Source organism: Ruegeria sp. AL1 (assembly GCF_056540905.1).
Map to the genome: position 1 here is coordinate 1 of NZ_JBQFXP010000021.1, position 17,103 is coordinate 17,103.

Genomic DNA, 17,103 nt, shown 5'->3' on the forward strand with positions numbered 1-17,103 from the left:
TCTGACCGGCTACAACAGCGGGTACTATGCCGACAACCTCTTTGGCTTTGCTGGGAATGACACGCTCAGGGGGCACGGAGGCGACGATGTACTCGTCGGTGGCTTGGGGGATGATGTGCTGATTGGAGGTATTGGTGGTGATTACTTTGTCTTTAAATCTGGGTTCGGCAACGATACGGTAAGTGATTTTATTGCTGGGATTGACCTGTTTCACATTGAGATCGCGGGCGTGACTTACGATAACCTCGTCATCACCGCATCGGGCTCATCCGACGCCGAGGTCGCAATTGCCGGGCACGGGACAATCCTGGTTAAAAACTTCGACGAGACAAACCTGACCCAAGAGGACTTCCTCTTCGGGTAGCTTGCAGCGATCTCATCTCATTGGACGGGGTCGCAATTGCAAAGCTGCGAAGAGGACGTGTCCGTTGCCAAAGAAGTTAAGTCGTCCGCCGATGGCCGCCTACCCCGTGGCATTACCCTTGCAACATGCCCGTTCGGCAATCGATGCATGGAGAGAGGTTGTTAACCTCGGTACCGCGTAGAAAAACAGGTTCGGCGAAGCTACCCGCGGTAAGCGGTGCACTGACCCGACCTTCCTGAAGTCAGCCTGATCTGCGATACCGCTGCAGAGTGTAGATTTGTCAGGAGTTTATTAAGTGTAGTGGTTCCGATGTGATCTGACAGTTGGCCGTTTTTCCGGCGGCGTCTGTCAGGTCAAGTTTGGTTCAGGAACTTTTCCTTCCAGATTTCTTTGCCCTCGATCATGGTCTGGAACGGCGTTCTGCCGCAACACATTTTGCCCTGATGAGTGCGCTCGTGGTTGTAGTGATTCAGCCATTCGTCCAGATCGGCCTGCAAGGTTTCGATGCTGTCGTAGAGCTTCTTGCGGAACGCAACCTGGTAGAACTCCTGCAATACCGTCTTGTGGAACCGCTCGCAGATGCCATTGGTCTGCGGTGATTTCACCTTGGTTTTCGTGTGGTCGATATCGTTGATCGGTAAGCGGAGCTTTGGTCCCACCTTCTGTTTTGGTTTGTGATTTGAGATTCCAGCCTGAGTGATAGTTTTCAGGGAGTTTCTCAATGGAGCACTCAACGTCGTTTCTCAATGACATTGATGTATTGGTCGGGCGGCGGGGCCATCGACGCTGGCCTCGTGATCTGAAGGCGCGGATTGTCGCGGAAACGCTTGTAGATGGCGCGACGGTGAGCGAGGTAGCGCGGCGGTATGATATGCGGCCGAACCATTTGTCGGCGTGGCGGCGCGAGGCGAAGGACGGTCGTCTGATCCTGCCCGCTGCGGAAGAGCCCGACTTTGCGCCTTTGGTTGTGACCTCTGCCGCTGTTCCCGAGACTTCGTCGTCGACAGCGACGTTGGATCTTCTGCGCGGTGATGTTGTGGTGCGGCTGGATGCGGCCACGCCGCCAGAGCGGATCGCCGAGATTGTTCGCGCGTTGAACGGGGTCTCATGATTTTCCCCTCGAACCGGGTTCGGATTGTGGTTGCAACGAAGCCGGTGGACTTCCGAAAGGGTCATGACGGGCTGGCAGCACTGGTGCAGAATGAGCTGCGTAAAGAACCGTTCACCGGGACCGTGTTTGTGTTCCGTTCGAAGAGAGCGGATCGGCTGAAGCTGCTCTATTGGGACGGCACTGGGCTGGTGATGACGTATAAGCGATTAGAGGAAACGACCTTCACCTGGCCTGCGATCCGGGATGGCCTGATGTCGCTGAACCATGCCCAGTTCGAGGCGCTGTTTGCCGGGCTGGACTGGCGGAAAGTGAAGGCGCTGTCAGCGCGTCAACCAACTGCGGCAGAGTGACTCGCGCGCCCGTTTGGGCAGGCAGCCAGGTGTCCGTTTTGGTAGATCACGGCCATGATTTCGACGGCTGATCTTCCTGATGATATCGACGCGCTCAAAGCCATGATTGTGGCCCAGGGCGAGCAGAATGCACGTCTGGAAACGCTGGTTGCGGCGCTGAGGAAAGCACTCTTTGGCCGTAAATCCGAAAAGGTCGATCCAGGCCAGTTCGAGTTGGCTTTGGAAGATATCGAATCCGGGATTGCTCAGGTCGAGGCTGAGGGCGAAGCCAATTCGCTTGTCACGCCAACACAAACCTCCGCACCGCGCCAGAGCAACCGGGGATCGCTGCCAAAACATCTGCCGCGCATCGAAAAGGTCATTGAGCTGGACAGCACGGTCTGCGGTTGTGGCACTGAACGACACGTCATTGGTGAGGATATCAGCGAACGTCTGGATATTGTCCCGGCCCGGTTCCGCGTGATCGTCACCCGCCGCCCGAAGTATGCCTGCCGGTCCTGCGAAGAAGGCATCGTCCAGGCTCCGGCCCCGGCGTACCTGATCCCCGGCGGTCTGCCAACCGAAGCGACAATAGCCCATGTGATCGTCAGTAAATATGCGGATCATCTTCCCCTGTATCGTCAGGCCCAGATTTACGCCCGGCAAGGGATCGATCTGGATCGCTCGACCCTGGCCGCTTGGGTTGGCAGGGCAGCGTTTGAACTACGGCCCGTCTATGACGCGCTGATGGCCGATCTGAAACGGTCATCCAAATTGTTCATGGACGAAACCGTCGCCCCAGTCCTCGATCCCGGTCGCAAGAAGACCAAAACCGGCTACTTCTGGGCGCTGGCCCGAGATGATCGGCCATGGGATGGGGACGATCCGCCCGGTGTAGCTTTCACCTATGCGCCGGGACGCGCCGGAGAATATGCAAAGCAGATTCTGACAGGGTTCAACGGTACGCTGCAAGTTGACGGCTATGCCGGATACAACCGCCTGCTCAAACGGCAGGAGGACGCAATCCGGTTGGCGCACTGCTGGGCACACGCCCGCCGTAAGCTCTTTGATGTGGCAAAAGCTGGCAAAGCCACTCCGATTGCGGATGAGGGCATCGCGCAGATCCGGGACCTCTACCGCATCGAAAAGGAAATCAGAGGCCAAAGCCCGGCCGCCCGGAACGCAGTGCGGCAGGAACGCTCAAAACCAATCATTGATCAGATGGAATTTTGGCTCCGGGAAACGCGCTCCCGCGTCTCCGCCAAATCACCCATCGGCGAAGCCCTGAGCTATATTGCCAAACACTGGGACGGCCTGACCGTGTTCCTGGACGATGGTCGCGTGGAACTGGATTCCAACAGCGTCGAACGCACAATCCGCCCGATTGCCCTGAACCGAAAAAACTCTCTCTTCGCCGGCCATGAGGCCGGAGCTCAGAACTGGGCAATCCTCGCGTCAATGATAGAGACCTGCAAATTGAACAGCACCGATCCGCACGCTTGGCTCAATCGAACACTGACTGCCATCGCAAACGGGCACAAGCAATCCGACATCAACAGCCTGATGCCCTGGAACTATGCCGAAGACGTGTGATCGGTGAACCGCTTACGTTGATCGCCAGGAAGAGCTGGAAATCGTGTTTGTCGACGCGCCCGCAGTATTCCGTCCCGCGATCTGTCATGATCCGCAGCACCGGCAGGCCTTGCTCGTCATGGAATGGCAGCACCCGGTCATTGAGCAGGTCGGCGGCGGTGATTGGCGTTTTGGTGGTGTAGAGCTTGGCATGCGCCACCTTGCAATAGGTGTCCACGTAAGTCTGCTGATAGACCCGCCCGACGCCCTTGAGCGTGCCGACATAAAACGTGTCCTGTGATCCCAGATAGCCGGGATGGGCTGTTTCCACCTCGCCGCAGGCTTCATCGTCGAGCTTCTTCTTCTCCAGCGCCTGCACCTGGGCCTCGGTCAGGATCATGCCATCCTCGGCCACCTTGGCTTCCAACGCCTTCAGCCGGGCCTTGAAGTTTGCCAGATCGTGCCGCAGCCAGATCGACCGGACACCCGAGGGTGAGACGAAGACACCCAGCTTACGCAACTCGTTCGAAGTGCGGGCCTGACCGTAGGCCGGAAAATCAGTGGCGGATTTGATGACGGCCTGCTCGGTCGCGTCGTCCACCCGGTTTGCCAGATTGGGCTTGCGACGGGTGCGCTCAAACAGCGCTTCCACACCGCCTTCTTCAACGGCTGACTTGTAGCGATAGAAAGTATCCCGGCTATAGCCCATCACCTGACAGGCCTTCGAGACATTGCCCAGCTCCTCGGCCAGATTCAGCAGCCCGGTTTTGTGTTTGATGATCTTGTCGGTAGTATTCAACATCGTGGTTTCCTCGTTTCGATGGTTTGGTTGGCACCACCATCAAAACGGACAACCATTTCCCTTCAAGGGAACCACCGCCCCCAATCCAATTTGAAAAATTGGGGGCGGTGTCAGATCACATCGAGACTAATTCATATTATTGGAACCCATCGGGAGCCATGTTAAGCGTCCGTTGCGGGCCATGAGATTTTGATTGTGACCTGAGCCCCTGATCTTCCTCCACTTGGCGCAGAGTTCTTGAGGTTTGATGTTCTGCTCCCCAACCTTCTGCCACCTGGGCATAGAGTTTTCCGCATTTTCTCAGCATGACGGGCTGGTATCGTCATGTGAGTTTGCCAACATTGCCGGTGGGATGTTCCCGATGGCGCTGTGCGGTCTTTCTTCGTTATAGTATCTACGCCATTCCTCCATCCTTTCGCAAGCATCCGACAGCGACAGGAACCAATGCGTGTTCAGGCATTCTGTCCTGAATTTTGAGTTGAACGTAAGCGGGGCGCCGATCACACGTCTTTGGCGAAATTCCAGGGCATCAGGCTGCTGATGTTGGACTGTTTGTGCCCATTTGCGATTGCATTCAGGGTTTGGGTGAGCCAAGCGTTCGGATCGACATTGTTCAATTTGCAGGTTTATATCATTGACGCGAGGATTGCCCAGTTCTGAGCTTCAGCGTCATGTCCAGCGAACAACGCGTTTTTCCTGTTGAGCGCGATTGGGCCGATTGTCCGCTCAACGGAATTGGAATCCAATTCCACGCGACCATCGTCGAGGAAGACGATCAGACCTTCCCAGTGTTTGGCAATATAGCTCAGCGCCTCGCCGATGGGTGATTTGGCAGAGACGCGGGAATGCGTTTCTCGGAGCCAGATTTCCATCTGATCGATGTTCGGTTTTGAGCGTTCCTGCCGCGCAGCTTTCCGAACGTCCGGGTTTTGGCCCCTTATTTTCTTTTCGATACGATAGAGAGCCTGAATCTGCGCTATGCCTTCATCGGCAATCGGGGTGGCTTTGCCAGCTTTTGCCACATCAAAGAGCTTACGGCGGGCGTGTGCCCAGCAGTGCGCCAACCGGATCGCGCCCTCCTGCCGTTTGAGCAGGCGGTTGTATCCGACATAGCTGTAGCGGCTTGAGATCATAAACCCTTGGGCGCGAGATTATCGGCGTTTCTGGCACAGATTATTTGAGACTGTAAATTGATTTGGGATCACATTAGTTGCGACTGGGCTCAGAATAAATGAGACGGGCTCACATTGTTGAGACTGGGATCGGTTAAGTGAGAACGTGCTTGCACCGGCATCTAGAGGGGCTCAGGGCGGGATGGCTTTCGCTCCAGCCCGGTTAACGACGCTGGCAAGAGGCAAGCGCATCGTTGCGCTTGCGCCATCGTGGTTCCGCGCCTGGTGATCCCCGATTAGAACCGTCTCTACTGGCACCCAAGGGAACTGTGAGTTTCAGTTCAGGGTGTTCTTGAACGGTATCGGATGCGCAATGAAAGGGGCTGGATCGCCATTTTCATCGACCACCTCGATTCCGTAGAGTGTGACCGGCCTTCGCTCCGGATAGTGCGTAGGCCGCTTTGCCCAGTGAAAGCCATCTCCTTTAGGGAAATGGGTCACTTCAAAGGCGTCAACTATCTCGCCAGATTTGATGCCGTCGCTCTCGCTCATGAATCAACTCGCCAGCCGTTTTCCGGCTTTGGCAGCCTTGCGTTGCTTGGCTTCCAGTGCCTTACGCTGCTTGCGGTTGAGTGCGCGAGTTGGCTGACGCATCCCGTCTGCGGTAGCCAATGGCTTTTTGTTGCCGACCGACGTGGCATTGCGCAGCTGCGGCGAAGCCTTTGAACCATCTGGTGCAGGCAGTCTCGGGCCGATCTGCTCCCATTCGCCCGCAGCGTATATCTCTTCAAGCGTTACCTTCGAGCTTCTCAGGATATAGTCTTCGGGCTTTGGAAGCTGTTCGGAGAAGGTCCAGCTCAACGGCACCTTGGCACCTTCAGCTCCGGAGCGGATATAGCCGTCCTCCGTAATCTGAGCACCGTTTGCGTTGAGAATATCCAGAACGCAATGCTGTTCGCCGTTCTCAAGAATGACGCGCGTCCCGAGGCGAACTTGTCCTTGTTCGCGGATGGAAATTTTCCCGTTGGGTTGTTTGTCGCCCACCACAGCATGAACGAACCGGTCGTGGATCGAACCAACCTCGCAACCAGTTGCGGCGCGGATCTGTGTGCCGTCGCTTTTCATGATCGTGCCATCGGTGCGGAGAATGTCCAACAAAGGCACATGCTGGCCTTTGAACTCTCCATCAGCGCAAAAGTAAGCGTGACCAGGAGTGACGCCCGTGCCCCAGAAATCGAGAATATGCTTGGCTGTGTTAGTCATAGTCCGCGTCACGGTTTTGGGTGCCAGTCGACCTCTATCGTCATAGGCGACAACCAGATCTACGATACGGATTTCGCTGATAGGCTTCTCCCAAATCTTCGAAAGCACCAACTCTTCGTCATACGAGCCGTCATCTCGTGGCTTAATCGAAGGATCGGTCGGCCACATCTGGATAGGGGTGTCTTTGACAAAGCAGTGATCTGTTGGGGATAGAAACCCGGAGGAAATCTGGGCTGCAAAATCAGGATCAATCGGCCTTTGAATTTCGTCGATCAACAGACCTGTTGGTCCATATACTTTGATTAATGCATAAGGTTCTTTTCGCGAACTGATATTATACTGAGTTACATAGGTATTTCCGTTTGGATCGTAAGTTATCGACCGTATTTGGGAAGCATCGGTTGGATTGTGAGGGTCAATTGAAAAGCCCGCTGAAGCGGAAGCGCCGTTCACCGAAAAAGATGCGCCCACCTTCAAGTTGGTGGCCTTTCCTTGCGGATCAAAGGAAATCACAAAATCAAGAGGTTTGGCACCAACGACATCAGCAATATCAGCGCTGTAGCCTTTGACGATAACATCCGTTCCCTGCTCAGACTTTCCAAACTGGACCTTTAACCCCTTGCCACCCAAAGCAGGATCTTGAGGCAAGTCGTGAGAAAAACTCCATTCATCGCTGTAACCAAACCCTTTGGTGCCTTTGATATTAACTCCTGGTGCTTTCAAAGTGACGTAGCTGTTACCAGTCACCGATTTTTCATACAGCGTTACAACCCCACCGGCACCTTGCTCAATCGTATACTGATTCCCCATTTAATGCTCTCCGATCTCTATTCCGCAATTTTCGTTTTGTTCGCAATATCCGAGGGGTAAATCAAAATATCTCTCTATTGCATCTATAGACCTGACTGGCTCGGCTTCATCTGTGATAATGACCTGCACAACTAGCGAAGAAGTTCGCACGTAACTTATTTTCATTGTTATCGGTCCAAAAGGAGAATTGGCGGAGTGTTCTCCTACAACTATTTTATCATATTCTGGTGGTGAGGTTCCTACTTCAGCGCTGCTTTTAGAAATGGCGGCCTTTACTCCGGGCGCGATGTGCTCAGCCTTATCAATGCAGCCGAAGCTCTCATTTATGGCATACTTTGGAACCGCGATTACAATTTTACTTGCTTCTTTCGTAATCGTGTCGCCCGGCAACCAATCGGAAATTTCTTCGTCTTTTAGATTGAGGCCACTATGATCGCGAAAATGATTGAGAGAACGAGCGTTGAAATAGTCGAACTTGCTGCAAACTACGGTCTCAGACATTGCAGTCATGGGCATGGAGATCGACAAGAAAATAACTGTCGTAACTTTCTTCATGAACGCCGCCATATCTGTGCCTCTCAAATAGAAGACTCTACACGCAAAAATTGGAAGCAACCAGGCTTGTACTATGTGGCTTGCCGTCACCTACCCTAAGCTGAATACCGAAGACGGCTCGTTGTGTCACCATCAATCTATAGGCGAACGAGGAACATCCTTTCTTCAAACAGTGCTTTCTGCAAAAGGTCATCTGTTCACTTCATACTGCGTGGCATGCCCCTTGCGTCTGGCAGTCACCGCGAACTCGCACCCGGCCCCGTTAACGATCTAAAACGGTGACAAACGACCCGGAAAACGGGCGTTTTCCTTGTGGTCTCGGCGACGGTCATACAGAGCTGTGAACATCACCAGAAAAACCGTTGCGGAAATCATAATGAGGTTGCACGGTGCGTCTTGTCTATTCTGGCGAGGCGAGTTGCCATGCTCATTGGATATGCACGGGTGTCGAAGGCGGACGGGAGCCAGCTCCTTGATTTGCAACGTGATGCGCTGATTGAAGCCGGTGTCGATGCCGAGCGCATCTATGAAGACAAGGCATCCGGGCGGAAGGATCATCGGCCAGGGCTCGATGCCTGCATGAAAGCGCTTCAGCCGGGTAATTCTCTGGTGATCTGGAAACTGGACCGCCTTGGGCGCGATCTCAAGCATCTCGTGGCAACAGTTGACGACCTGCGAGAGCGCGGAGTTGGCCTTCGCGTTCTTTCCGGCGCAGGGGCCGAGATTGACACGACAACCGCCAATGGGCGTCTCGTCTTCGGCATCTTAGCCAGCCTCGCCGAGTTCGAACGGGAACTCATCGCTGAACGCACCCGCGCCGGGCTGGCAGCGGCACGTGCGCGGGGCCGGAAAGGTGGGCGGCCGCGCAAGATGGATATGACCATGCTACGAATGGCGATGAAGGCCATGGCAGATGGTGAGACCAATGCTTCAGATCTGGCAAAGCGGCTCGGGATCACCACGACAACCCTCTATGAATACGTCAACGGCGACGGCAGCGCGAAAGCGCCCGGTCAGAAACTGTTGGACGGAAATTCCGCATGAGCAAAGACGGTAGCATTCCGGCAGAAGCATTGCTCGATCTACGGAGACGCCTTGATGATCTTGCACCTCGTGCCCCAGGTCGGCGGGTTTTGATTGAAGGAGTGGCCAGCCTCTTTGGTGTTTCTCGGGCCACCGTATATCGCGCTTTGTCAGGGCAGCTGCGGCCCAAGGACCTACGTAGGGTTGACCGGGAAGAGCCGAGAGCTGTGCCTAGTGCCGAATTGAAGCGATACAGTGAGAAGATCGCCGCCCTGAAAACACGCACATCGAACAAGATGGGGCGGCGTTTGACCGACCCCCGGGCTCAGCAGTGTTAACCCGTCTCAATTATTCTGAGCCTATTTTCAAATAATGTGATCCCAAATCGATTTACAGTTTCAAATAGTCTAAGCCGGAAAAAACGGATAACTTCGCCTCCAACAGTTAACGATCTCAAATCGCTACACATAGTTCAACTTCTTTGCTGCAGTGAATGCTATCAAAGGGGCGGCACCAAATCTTAACAGGTCCAAATAGAAACCGAACCAGTGCCTCCGCACCAAAAAAGCCACAAGTCTCTAAAAAACCCTGACTACGGACATTTCGGTGTTTGTTTTCTGTAGTGATTTTATTCAAAAAAATTCATCCAAGCAGGCGATCTCAAGATTGGCAGGTAATAGATCATTCATCTGCCGGATGTGCTCGGGCAGACAGCAAGTCAGGAAGTCATATCGCTCGACGACTGAGGCGCGTGCGGTCAGGCCGATATGCGCATATGAGTCTGGGTCAGCGAGTACATCTATCACTTGTTCAGCCAGTGCGGCTGGGTTGAAGAAGTTTACCAGAAGCCCGGTTTCCCCATGAGTTATTGCCTCACGAACAGGGGCAACGTCGCTGCTGACCACGGTTGCCTGCATCGCCATGGCTTCCAGCAATGACCAGGACATCACAAAAGGCATCGTCAGCGCAATGTGGCAACGGCTGAGTTGGATAATGCGACAATAATCGTCATATGGCACAGTACCTACGAAGTGTACCCGGTCCCAATCGATCAGATGGCCGACTTCCGCTTCCAATTCAGCCCGAAACCCACCGGGATGATCGCTTTTGCGCCCATAAGATGCATCATCGCCCCCAATGATAATTACGCGCGCTTCGGGGCGTTCCTCAAGAATTTTCGGTAGCGCGCGCATGAAGATGTGGAACCCGCGCGCACGTTCCATGTTCCTGGCCATGTAGGTAAAAACTTCGTCTTCGCGTGTGACTGTTCGTCCCAGTCGCCCCAACGGAATGCTGGCCGTTGGGTCTGGTCTCAGAAGATCAGTACGAATTCCATCATGACACGTATAGAACTTACTCTGGAAACTGCCCGGAAATTGGTCTCGTTGCCATTGGGTCGGGACATGCCCCAAATCGACAATGTCGATGGAAGCATACGGGACGGCATTGCGGGCCTGGAGCAAAAAAGGAGTATGATCCGAGACCGGCTCTTCCGGGTCAAACCCCACAAGCCCGCCAGTAAGATTGTAGAAATACTCGAAAAAGCCCAGGATGGGTACGTCGGGCCAGATTTGTTTGAGGAACAGCAGCTCTCCCCAACCGGTATGCCCTAGCACCAGATCAGGTTTGAATCCCTGCTCTTTCTCCAGCCGCCGGGCTGCCATGGCCACGCCAAACCCTACACCCGTAGCCTCTTCCCAGACTTTACTGAGACCATAGGCATCGGCGTCTGGCCTATGATGTGGACGGTAAACTACTGTGGTCACGCCGGAGTATTGCGGCGCCGGATCACGCTGGGTCAGGAATACCAATTCATGTCCACCCTGAGCAGCCAGCCATTGGATTAATTCTCGGTACTGGCCGGGCATGTTTTGATGCACGAAGAGCAATTTCATAGTAAAACTCTTAGCGAATTCAAATCAGAATTCATTCAGGATTCCGTGCAAAACAAAGATAACTGGGCCTCATAGGCCGTTCGGAAATTCACGGAATTATCTATCAGAATCATCTATTTGACTAGCCTTGTTTGAAACCGAAGACTTGGAACTTGACGATTGGTTTGTCTGAAAAAACTATCGAGAAGACCGGCCACTGCTCGCTCGCCTGGATTTCTGATTTCGAAAGCGCATCCTTTGCGTAGAAAGGTCATAGAAACTCCCTGTACCGGATTCGAAGATCGGACGTCAGCGACCAGCGCCACGGCGCTGGTCGCTCAGAATATGAGGTTATTTTCAGCTCACATTCTGAGTTACCGTGCGCATATGCCTATAAGTGTCAAATGAATTGGAATTCGTTTATTGTGAAGTTCAACGCATTTGCGTTCAGTATCTCAATTAAATCATCGCTTCCGTATGCAATTTCCACGTTACTTCCGACTTGCGTTATTGTCAGATCAGCGAATGTCAGCCCATCGAATTGAATACTGTCTTCAGCTACATCATAATCTGCAATCTGATCTGAACCGTCGCCGACCTCGAACAAAAACTGATCGACCCCATTGTTCCCAATCAATACGTCGTCACCTTGCCCACCGTTGATCACATCATCTTGAGGTGTGCCAATGATTGTATCATCACCGCTGGTGGCTTGATCATCAATAGCACGAATTCGAATGCTTGCTTCATCCAACACAGCGTCAGAGAGTATGATATACTCGACATTTGTGCTGTTCCCAAGCTCGTAGCGCACCTGATTGTTCAACTCAATTTCGCCGTCCGGTGTTTGAACAAAAACGTCATTTCCTGCTGCGCGAAATTTGACTTGATCCGAGCTGTATTTGCTGAGGTCTAACGTATCGTTGCCATCTGGACCGGCGTCAACTTTGTCATTGCCGGAGTGGTAGACAATTGTGTCATCACCCTTGCTGGCGCTAAACGTATCATCACCTAACCCGTCCAAAATGTGGTCGTCCTGGAACGTCCCATTGACGACGTCATTGCCGTCAGTCGATTGATCCGCAATAGCTCGATCCCGGATTACAACCTCGCCATAAACAATGTCAGAGAATACAACTCTTTCCACATTTGACCTGAACCCGGGGTCGTATCGCACTTGATAGTGCAATTGGATTTCGCCGTCAGGAGTTTGGATGAAAACATGATGTGATGCAGTTCGGAACTTCACTTGATCTGAGCTGAATTTGCTTAAATCGAGCGTATCCACGTCGTTCCGGCCCGCATCTATATAATCATCCCCGGAAACATAGACGATTAAATCGTCGCCCTCGCCACCATAGACCGTGTCATTGCCAAATCCGCCGACGAGTTCATCGTTCCCCAAGCCTCCTTCAAGTGTGTCGTCGCCGTCCTCGCCGTAAATGGTGTCGTTGCCGTCATCCCCGAACAGGTGGTCGTCGCCGGTGCCTCCATGCAGCTGGTCATCATCGTCGCCACCCCAAAGAAAATCAATGTCATCGCCGCCATACAGTAAGTCAGCTCCGTCATCGCCACTTAGGCTATCCTGACCCTCGTTGCCAAATATGGTGTCGTCACCGATTCCTCCTGTGAGTGAATCGCCGCCAATTTGACCGTGAATATAGTCATTTCCGGCATCTCCCATGATGGTGTCATTCCCGAGATCACCATATATCACATCGTTGCCATCACCTCCGGATACACTGTCGTGCCCGAGGGTGTCGCCGTTGTCATCGCCGTGGAATGCGTCGTCGCCTGTGCCCAGTTGGACAGTGTCCTGTCCGGCTCCGCCCCAAACGCGGTCAAACCCTTCACCGCCATCGATCTGATCGTTTCCATCGTCTCCGTAGAGCCGATCATGGCCGACACCGCCAACAAGGGTGTCGTTTCCGGCGCCCCCCTCCAGAAGGTTGTCGAAGTCGTCACCTGCCAGATGATCTGCATGGTTCGAACCGATGACGTTTTCGATATTCGTCAACACATCACCAGTAGCGTCACCGCCGGAATGGATTCCAGTCGAGAGATTGACGGTAACCGCTGCTGTAGAATTCTGGTATACAGCTGCATCAAGCAGGCCTGCCCCGCCATCAAGGATATCAGCGCCCGTTCCACCTTCAAGGTAGTCGCGCCCATTCCCTCCGTTCAAAGTATCTATTCCCGCCTCACCCTTCAGGACATCATCGCCGTCGCCACCAGACAATGAGTCGTTTCCGTGGTAGCCGTTCAGAATGTCATCCCCTAAGCCTCCAAATAGTTGGTCGTTGTCGTATCCTCCAGAAATCGTATCAGAACCCGCATGCCCTTCAATACGATCGTGGCCGGAGCCGCCAATTAGCCGATCGCCACCTGAACCACCTATAATAGTGTCATTATTCGAACTGCCATCTATGTAGTCGCGACCTTCGCCACCATGTAGATAGTCGTTTGAGGAACCGCCGTAGATAAAGTCATCGCCCTCAAAGCCATAAATTGTGTCCGCACCGTCTTCGCCAAAAATCGTATCGGCTCCGGAATTACCGTTCAGGTGGTCATTCCTCGCTCCGCCCTTGAGGTAGTCCGCGCCGGACCCCCCGTAAATGGTGTCTTTGTCATCGTTTCCAAAAACTCTATCCGCGCCACTACCGCCCTTTATATTTTCGTTTCCGTGATAACCGCGAATGGTGTCTGAGCCGCTATTTCCCTCAATCTTGTTAGAATCGTTGTTGTTACCCTTCAGATCATCATTACCAGTAGACCCGCGAAGAACGGATCCAGAAAGTTGTGTGACAAATACATTTCCCCAACGCCCTTCTTGATCCCCACGATCGGGTATCCATTGCCAGTCCCAGTACCCGTGGCTTTTTTCATTACTTTCATTTGTTATCAAAGCGGAATCGCCATAGTGCCAGTGTGGTTGTGAACGCGCGTATTTGCTACTGTTGTCAGCTCCGGTGTTAGTGCTGAGGGTTTTTGTTGTTCCGTCCGAAAAGCGAACCCGCTCGATGTCCTGAACATCGATGATGTAATGTGTACCATCGCTTTTGTTTCTAAAAATCTGCCACTGATTGTTGCCGATGTATTTCGGATTGCTAAACCCGCCTGCTGCCAATTCCAGCGTATCAAAGCCTTTCCCACCCTGAATGATACTCCAACCTTGCAGATTGGACGTTCCATGATCATCGCTGCGCGCCAGATGGAATGTATCATCCCCATCGCCGCCGATCAGCAGGTCGTCGCCATGCCAAAAATAGAGGGCATCATCGCCTTCTCCTCCCAAAAGTCGATCGTCACCGAAACCGCCTTTGAGTACATCGTTTCCAGCGCCGCCCTGGATAAAGTCGTCGCCCCCTTCACCTGACAACGTGTCTTCCCCAGTGTCACCCAGAAGCCAGTCGTCGCCTTGGCCACCAAATAGCGCGTCGTCTCCATCGTTCCCCTGAACGACGTCGTCACCTGCCTGCCCGAACAGCTGGTCATTGCCGGTGCCCCCGGAAATGTAGTCTGTGCCGTTGCCGCCCAAGATCCGATCATCACCTCGACCGCCGGTCAGTGTATCTGTTGCAACGCCACCAGTGATCGTGTCCTTCCCCGCCGCACCATCGATGAACGTACCATTCAATCGGGCGCCAGCAGAAATATCGTCGTCTCCTGCGCCGGAATAGACTAATTCGACGTTTAGAGTTTCCAGATTTATGGTCGCGGCAGTGTCATCGACCAGTTTCAGCGTGTCGATGCCTTCATCACCGCTCACATTGCCTGCGGCAAGGTCCGCGGAATCTACGAATAAGACGTCATTACCGCCAAACCCGCGAATCTCGTCCGCTCCGGCATCACCTGCGACGAAGTCATCATTGCTGCCACCCCAGATTGTGTCATTCCCGGCGCCTCCGGAAATCTGCACTTTTCTGGAGTGATTGACGGCTTGTAAGAGATTCCCACGATCATCACCAAACGCGCCGTCCAAAACCTGATCATCCAGATCGATATCCGCTAATCCAGTGCCATCAAAGCTCACGTAGCGATTGATCAAAGACTCTTTCTGCCCGGAAGTGAGATGCTCAACGCTCTTGGCAATGAACAATACAAACTCGCCACGCGTCATGTTGGCACCTGATCCCAGGTGCCCTGACCACTGCGCAAGCTCACCCGATTCAGGCGGACGTCCAAATGCGTTCTGAAAAACGTGAATGACAAAGTCGTCATCACTAAGGTCGGTCAAATCAAATTCAGAATCCGGGTCCAGATCAGAGGTTTCGTCCACAAGCCGTGTTGCCAGATCCAGGAGTGTTTCCCCGCCGTCCAGCACCCGCTGGGCGACGAGTTCAAGCGCCACATCGACAAGCCGGACGTCATAAAGGACATCCACCAGACTTTCGGCAACGCTCCAGATATATGCCTTGTCCAGCGACCGTTCTGCCTGGGCCGGGTTGAGCTGGGGGTCGAAGTTGTTGGTGAACATATGTCCATTGCCAACGACAATATGTTCTGAGCTCTCAGAAAGACTGGCCACCAGCTCTGCACGAGAGTGAGTGCCGGACAAGAGACCTTCGAAAGCATCGGAAAATTCCGTCAGGCTCGCGCCGCGACCAAGAGCATTGAGATAGACTTGATCCACAAATGCAGCATCAGAAAGGTTCGGGAACCTCATCTCAAATTCGTAAGACTGCAAAAGCTCGGAGGCCAGACCCTCTAAGTCAAGCTCTCCATTCTGGGCATGCGCGGCGAGAACCTCATATTCGAAGGGTTCAAGGTCACGATCCAAAACGGTGTCGAATAGGCGTTCTGCCTCCGCCAGCAGGCGCGATTTAGACGCTGGATCCAACCGGAACTCGAAGTCTTCGTTTGTTGTCGCACCCGTATCTCTGTTGGTGATTGTTCGCGAAAGTGACCAGGTCTCAATGCCCGCTCCATCAACGTAATGGCTGCTGGAGAAATTCAGATATTCGCTGTCATAGCTGGTTTCGTAGCTATCCTTCGCTATCGGGGAGCGAACGACGGTGAAGGAGGTATCGTCATCAGTATCCAGATCTGTGCCGCCATCAGTCGTGGTCGTAGTAATCAGACCATCGGCAGTCACCGTGGTAACTCGTGTTACGTCCGGATCACCTTCGGAGTTGTATGACATCTCGGTTGTCGTCAACCGGTCGTCCGCCCCATAAAAGGTCGTCATGGCATGGTCGTTCTTCCCGTCACCGTCATAATCCCGGGTTTCGGTTATCGTTCTGCCATCCGCACTGACATCTCGCAGGCGCGTGGTTGCATCACCGGTCCGCCAATAGGTCGTGGTGTCTGTTGTGCTTTGACTGCCATCGTCGTTTAACGTGGTGGTCACTTGCGTTGTGGCATCAAGTCTTTCATCGCCATCGTAATCGACCTCACTTGTCCGATGCAGCCCGGTTGCGGCTTCCGTAATGGTTTCCGCGAAGGTTAGGCGTTGACCGTGATGCTGTGTTACTTCGGTAATTCGATTACCCGCCGCGTCGAATTCTGTGTGTGAGCTGCGCGTGAACTCGGTTGCACCGTCGCCGTCCAGATCGAAAGCGAATGTCGAAGCAACACCGTTAGCGGTTTCTGTTGCCGTCAGAATGGTGGTCGCGGACCCGTTGCTGTCCAGATCCTGCCAGGTCGATGTTGTAGTGCGATCCAGATCAATTGCGATCACGAGGTCGCGGTCTACGGTGCCGTCCCCATCTTCATCGACTTGCGTGCTGCGGGTCCAGCCGTCTGCGCTTTGGGTTGTGGCCACGTCGTGTACCAGTGCAGCTCCTGAACCGAACTGCTGATCGGTCTGAGACCAGGCGCCACTGGCTTCAATGGTTCGGGTGCGGGTCAGATCGTTTGCACCATCGCCATCGAGATCAACCTGCATCGACGTGCTGAGCCCATCGCCTGAAGTAGTAGTTGAGACACTGGAAAGCGCGATCCCGTCTCCATTCGTAGTCGTAGAGCTCTGCACCACATCACCATCTGTCTGATACGTGATACCTGCGGTGGTGACGAACTCAAAGTCGTCGTCACCATCAAAATCAGCACTCCAGTTGGTGGACAGGCCATCATCACTTACGTTGGCCACAGTTTTAGCCAGCTTCGACCCGGTCCCATCGGTATAGTCGGTTGTCACGGTCTGGCCGCCATCTGTGCCAAGCACTGTGGTCGCGGTGGCGATCAACTCGTCCGTGCCATCGCCATTGCGATCCGTGCGGGATGTCGCGGTCAGGCCATCGCCACTGACGCGGGTTGTTTTTGTTGCTTCCAGACCGCCACCTTCCG

The 17,103-nt window shown here is 53.7% G+C and carries 9 protein-coding genes and 5 pseudogenes; 5 read left to right on the forward strand and 9 right to left on the reverse strand.

Translation table 11 applies throughout. The features are described 5' to 3' along the window. Positions 1-364, forward strand: a pseudogene (locus ACRZ9X_RS21890) (hypothetical protein); the annotation flags it as partial. Between the two features lie 353 nt (positions 365-717). On the opposite strand, the pseudogene ACRZ9X_RS21895 reads toward ACRZ9X_RS21890, so the two are convergent. Next, positions 718-1,011 (reverse strand): annotated as a pseudogene (locus ACRZ9X_RS21895) (integrase core domain-containing protein); the annotation flags it as partial. A gap of 74 nt (positions 1,012-1,085) precedes the next feature. On the opposite strand from ACRZ9X_RS21895, the gene tnpA reads away from it, so the two are divergent. Genes tnpA through tnpC (ACRZ9X_RS21910) form a run of 3 tightly spaced genes read left to right on the forward strand, consistent with a single transcriptional unit; the run spans position 1,086 to position 3,397 of the window. After that, positions 1,086-1,475 carry an IS66-like element accessory protein TnpA gene (gene tnpA, locus ACRZ9X_RS21900; RefSeq protein ID WP_480522226.1) on the forward strand — a complete coding sequence of 130 codons (390 nt, stop codon included), beginning with the start codon at positions 1,086-1,088 and terminating at the stop codon, positions 1,473-1,475. Between the two features lie 26 nt (positions 1,476-1,501). Then, positions 1,502-1,825 carry an IS66 family insertion sequence element accessory protein TnpB gene (tnpB, locus tag ACRZ9X_RS21905; RefSeq protein WP_480522227.1) on the forward strand — a complete coding sequence of 108 codons (324 nt, stop codon included), beginning with the start codon at positions 1,502-1,504 and terminating at the stop codon, positions 1,823-1,825. Positions 1,826-1,879: 54 nt separating this feature from the next. Continuing rightward, a complete protein-coding gene (tnpC, locus tag ACRZ9X_RS21910) occupies positions 1,880-3,397 on the forward strand; it encodes an IS66 family transposase (protein WP_480522228.1) in 1,518 nt (505 codons plus the stop codon). 16 nt (positions 3,398-3,413) lie between these two features. Here tnpC (ACRZ9X_RS21910) and ACRZ9X_RS21915 read toward each other — a convergent pair. The 6 genes and pseudogenes from ACRZ9X_RS21915 to ACRZ9X_RS21940 all read right to left on the reverse strand — a co-directional run. Next, a pseudogene (locus tag ACRZ9X_RS21915) lies at positions 3,414-4,178 on the reverse strand (helix-turn-helix domain-containing protein); the annotation flags it as partial. Between the two features lie 300 nt (positions 4,179-4,478). Further along, a pseudogene (locus ACRZ9X_RS21920) lies at positions 4,479-4,661 on the reverse strand (integrase core domain-containing protein); the annotation flags it as partial. 17 nt (positions 4,662-4,678) lie between these two features. Beyond that, positions 4,679-5,290: pseudogene (gene tnpC / locus ACRZ9X_RS21925) on the reverse strand (IS66 family transposase); the annotation flags it as partial. 336 nt (positions 5,291-5,626) lie between these two features. Further along, positions 5,627-5,842, reverse strand: coding sequence for a hypothetical protein (locus ACRZ9X_RS21930; protein WP_480522229.1), 216 nt, complete (start codon positions 5,840-5,842; stop codon positions 5,627-5,629). Positions 5,843-5,845: 3 nt separating this feature from the next. Then, positions 5,846-7,363: a hypothetical protein gene (locus ACRZ9X_RS21935; RefSeq protein ID WP_480522230.1), complete on the reverse strand. Its 1,518-nt coding sequence runs from the start codon at positions 7,361-7,363 to the stop codon at positions 5,846-5,848. Beyond that, positions 7,364-7,918, reverse strand: coding sequence for a hypothetical protein (locus ACRZ9X_RS21940; RefSeq protein WP_480522231.1), 555 nt, complete (start codon positions 7,916-7,918; stop codon positions 7,364-7,366). A gap of 423 nt (positions 7,919-8,341) precedes the next feature. On the opposite strand from ACRZ9X_RS21940, the gene ACRZ9X_RS21945 reads away from it, so the two are divergent. Further along, complete coding sequence (locus tag ACRZ9X_RS21945) at positions 8,342-8,962, forward strand: recombinase family protein (protein WP_480522232.1); 621 nt, start codon at positions 8,342-8,344, stop codon at positions 8,960-8,962. Positions 8,963-9,573: 611 nt separating this feature from the next. Here ACRZ9X_RS21945 and ACRZ9X_RS21950 read toward each other — a convergent pair. Both ACRZ9X_RS21950 and ACRZ9X_RS21955 read right to left on the reverse strand, forming a co-directional pair. Beyond that, positions 9,574-10,836: a glycosyltransferase family 4 protein gene (locus ACRZ9X_RS21950; protein WP_480522233.1), complete on the reverse strand. Its 1,263-nt coding sequence runs from the start codon at positions 10,834-10,836 to the stop codon at positions 9,574-9,576. A 379-nt stretch (positions 10,837-11,215) separates the two neighbouring features. After that, positions 11,216-17,002 carry a DUF4214 domain-containing protein gene (locus tag ACRZ9X_RS21955; RefSeq protein WP_480522234.1) on the reverse strand — a complete coding sequence of 1,929 codons (5,787 nt, stop codon included), beginning with the start codon at positions 17,000-17,002 and terminating at the stop codon, positions 11,216-11,218. Positions 17,003-17,103: the final 101 nt, after the last annotated feature.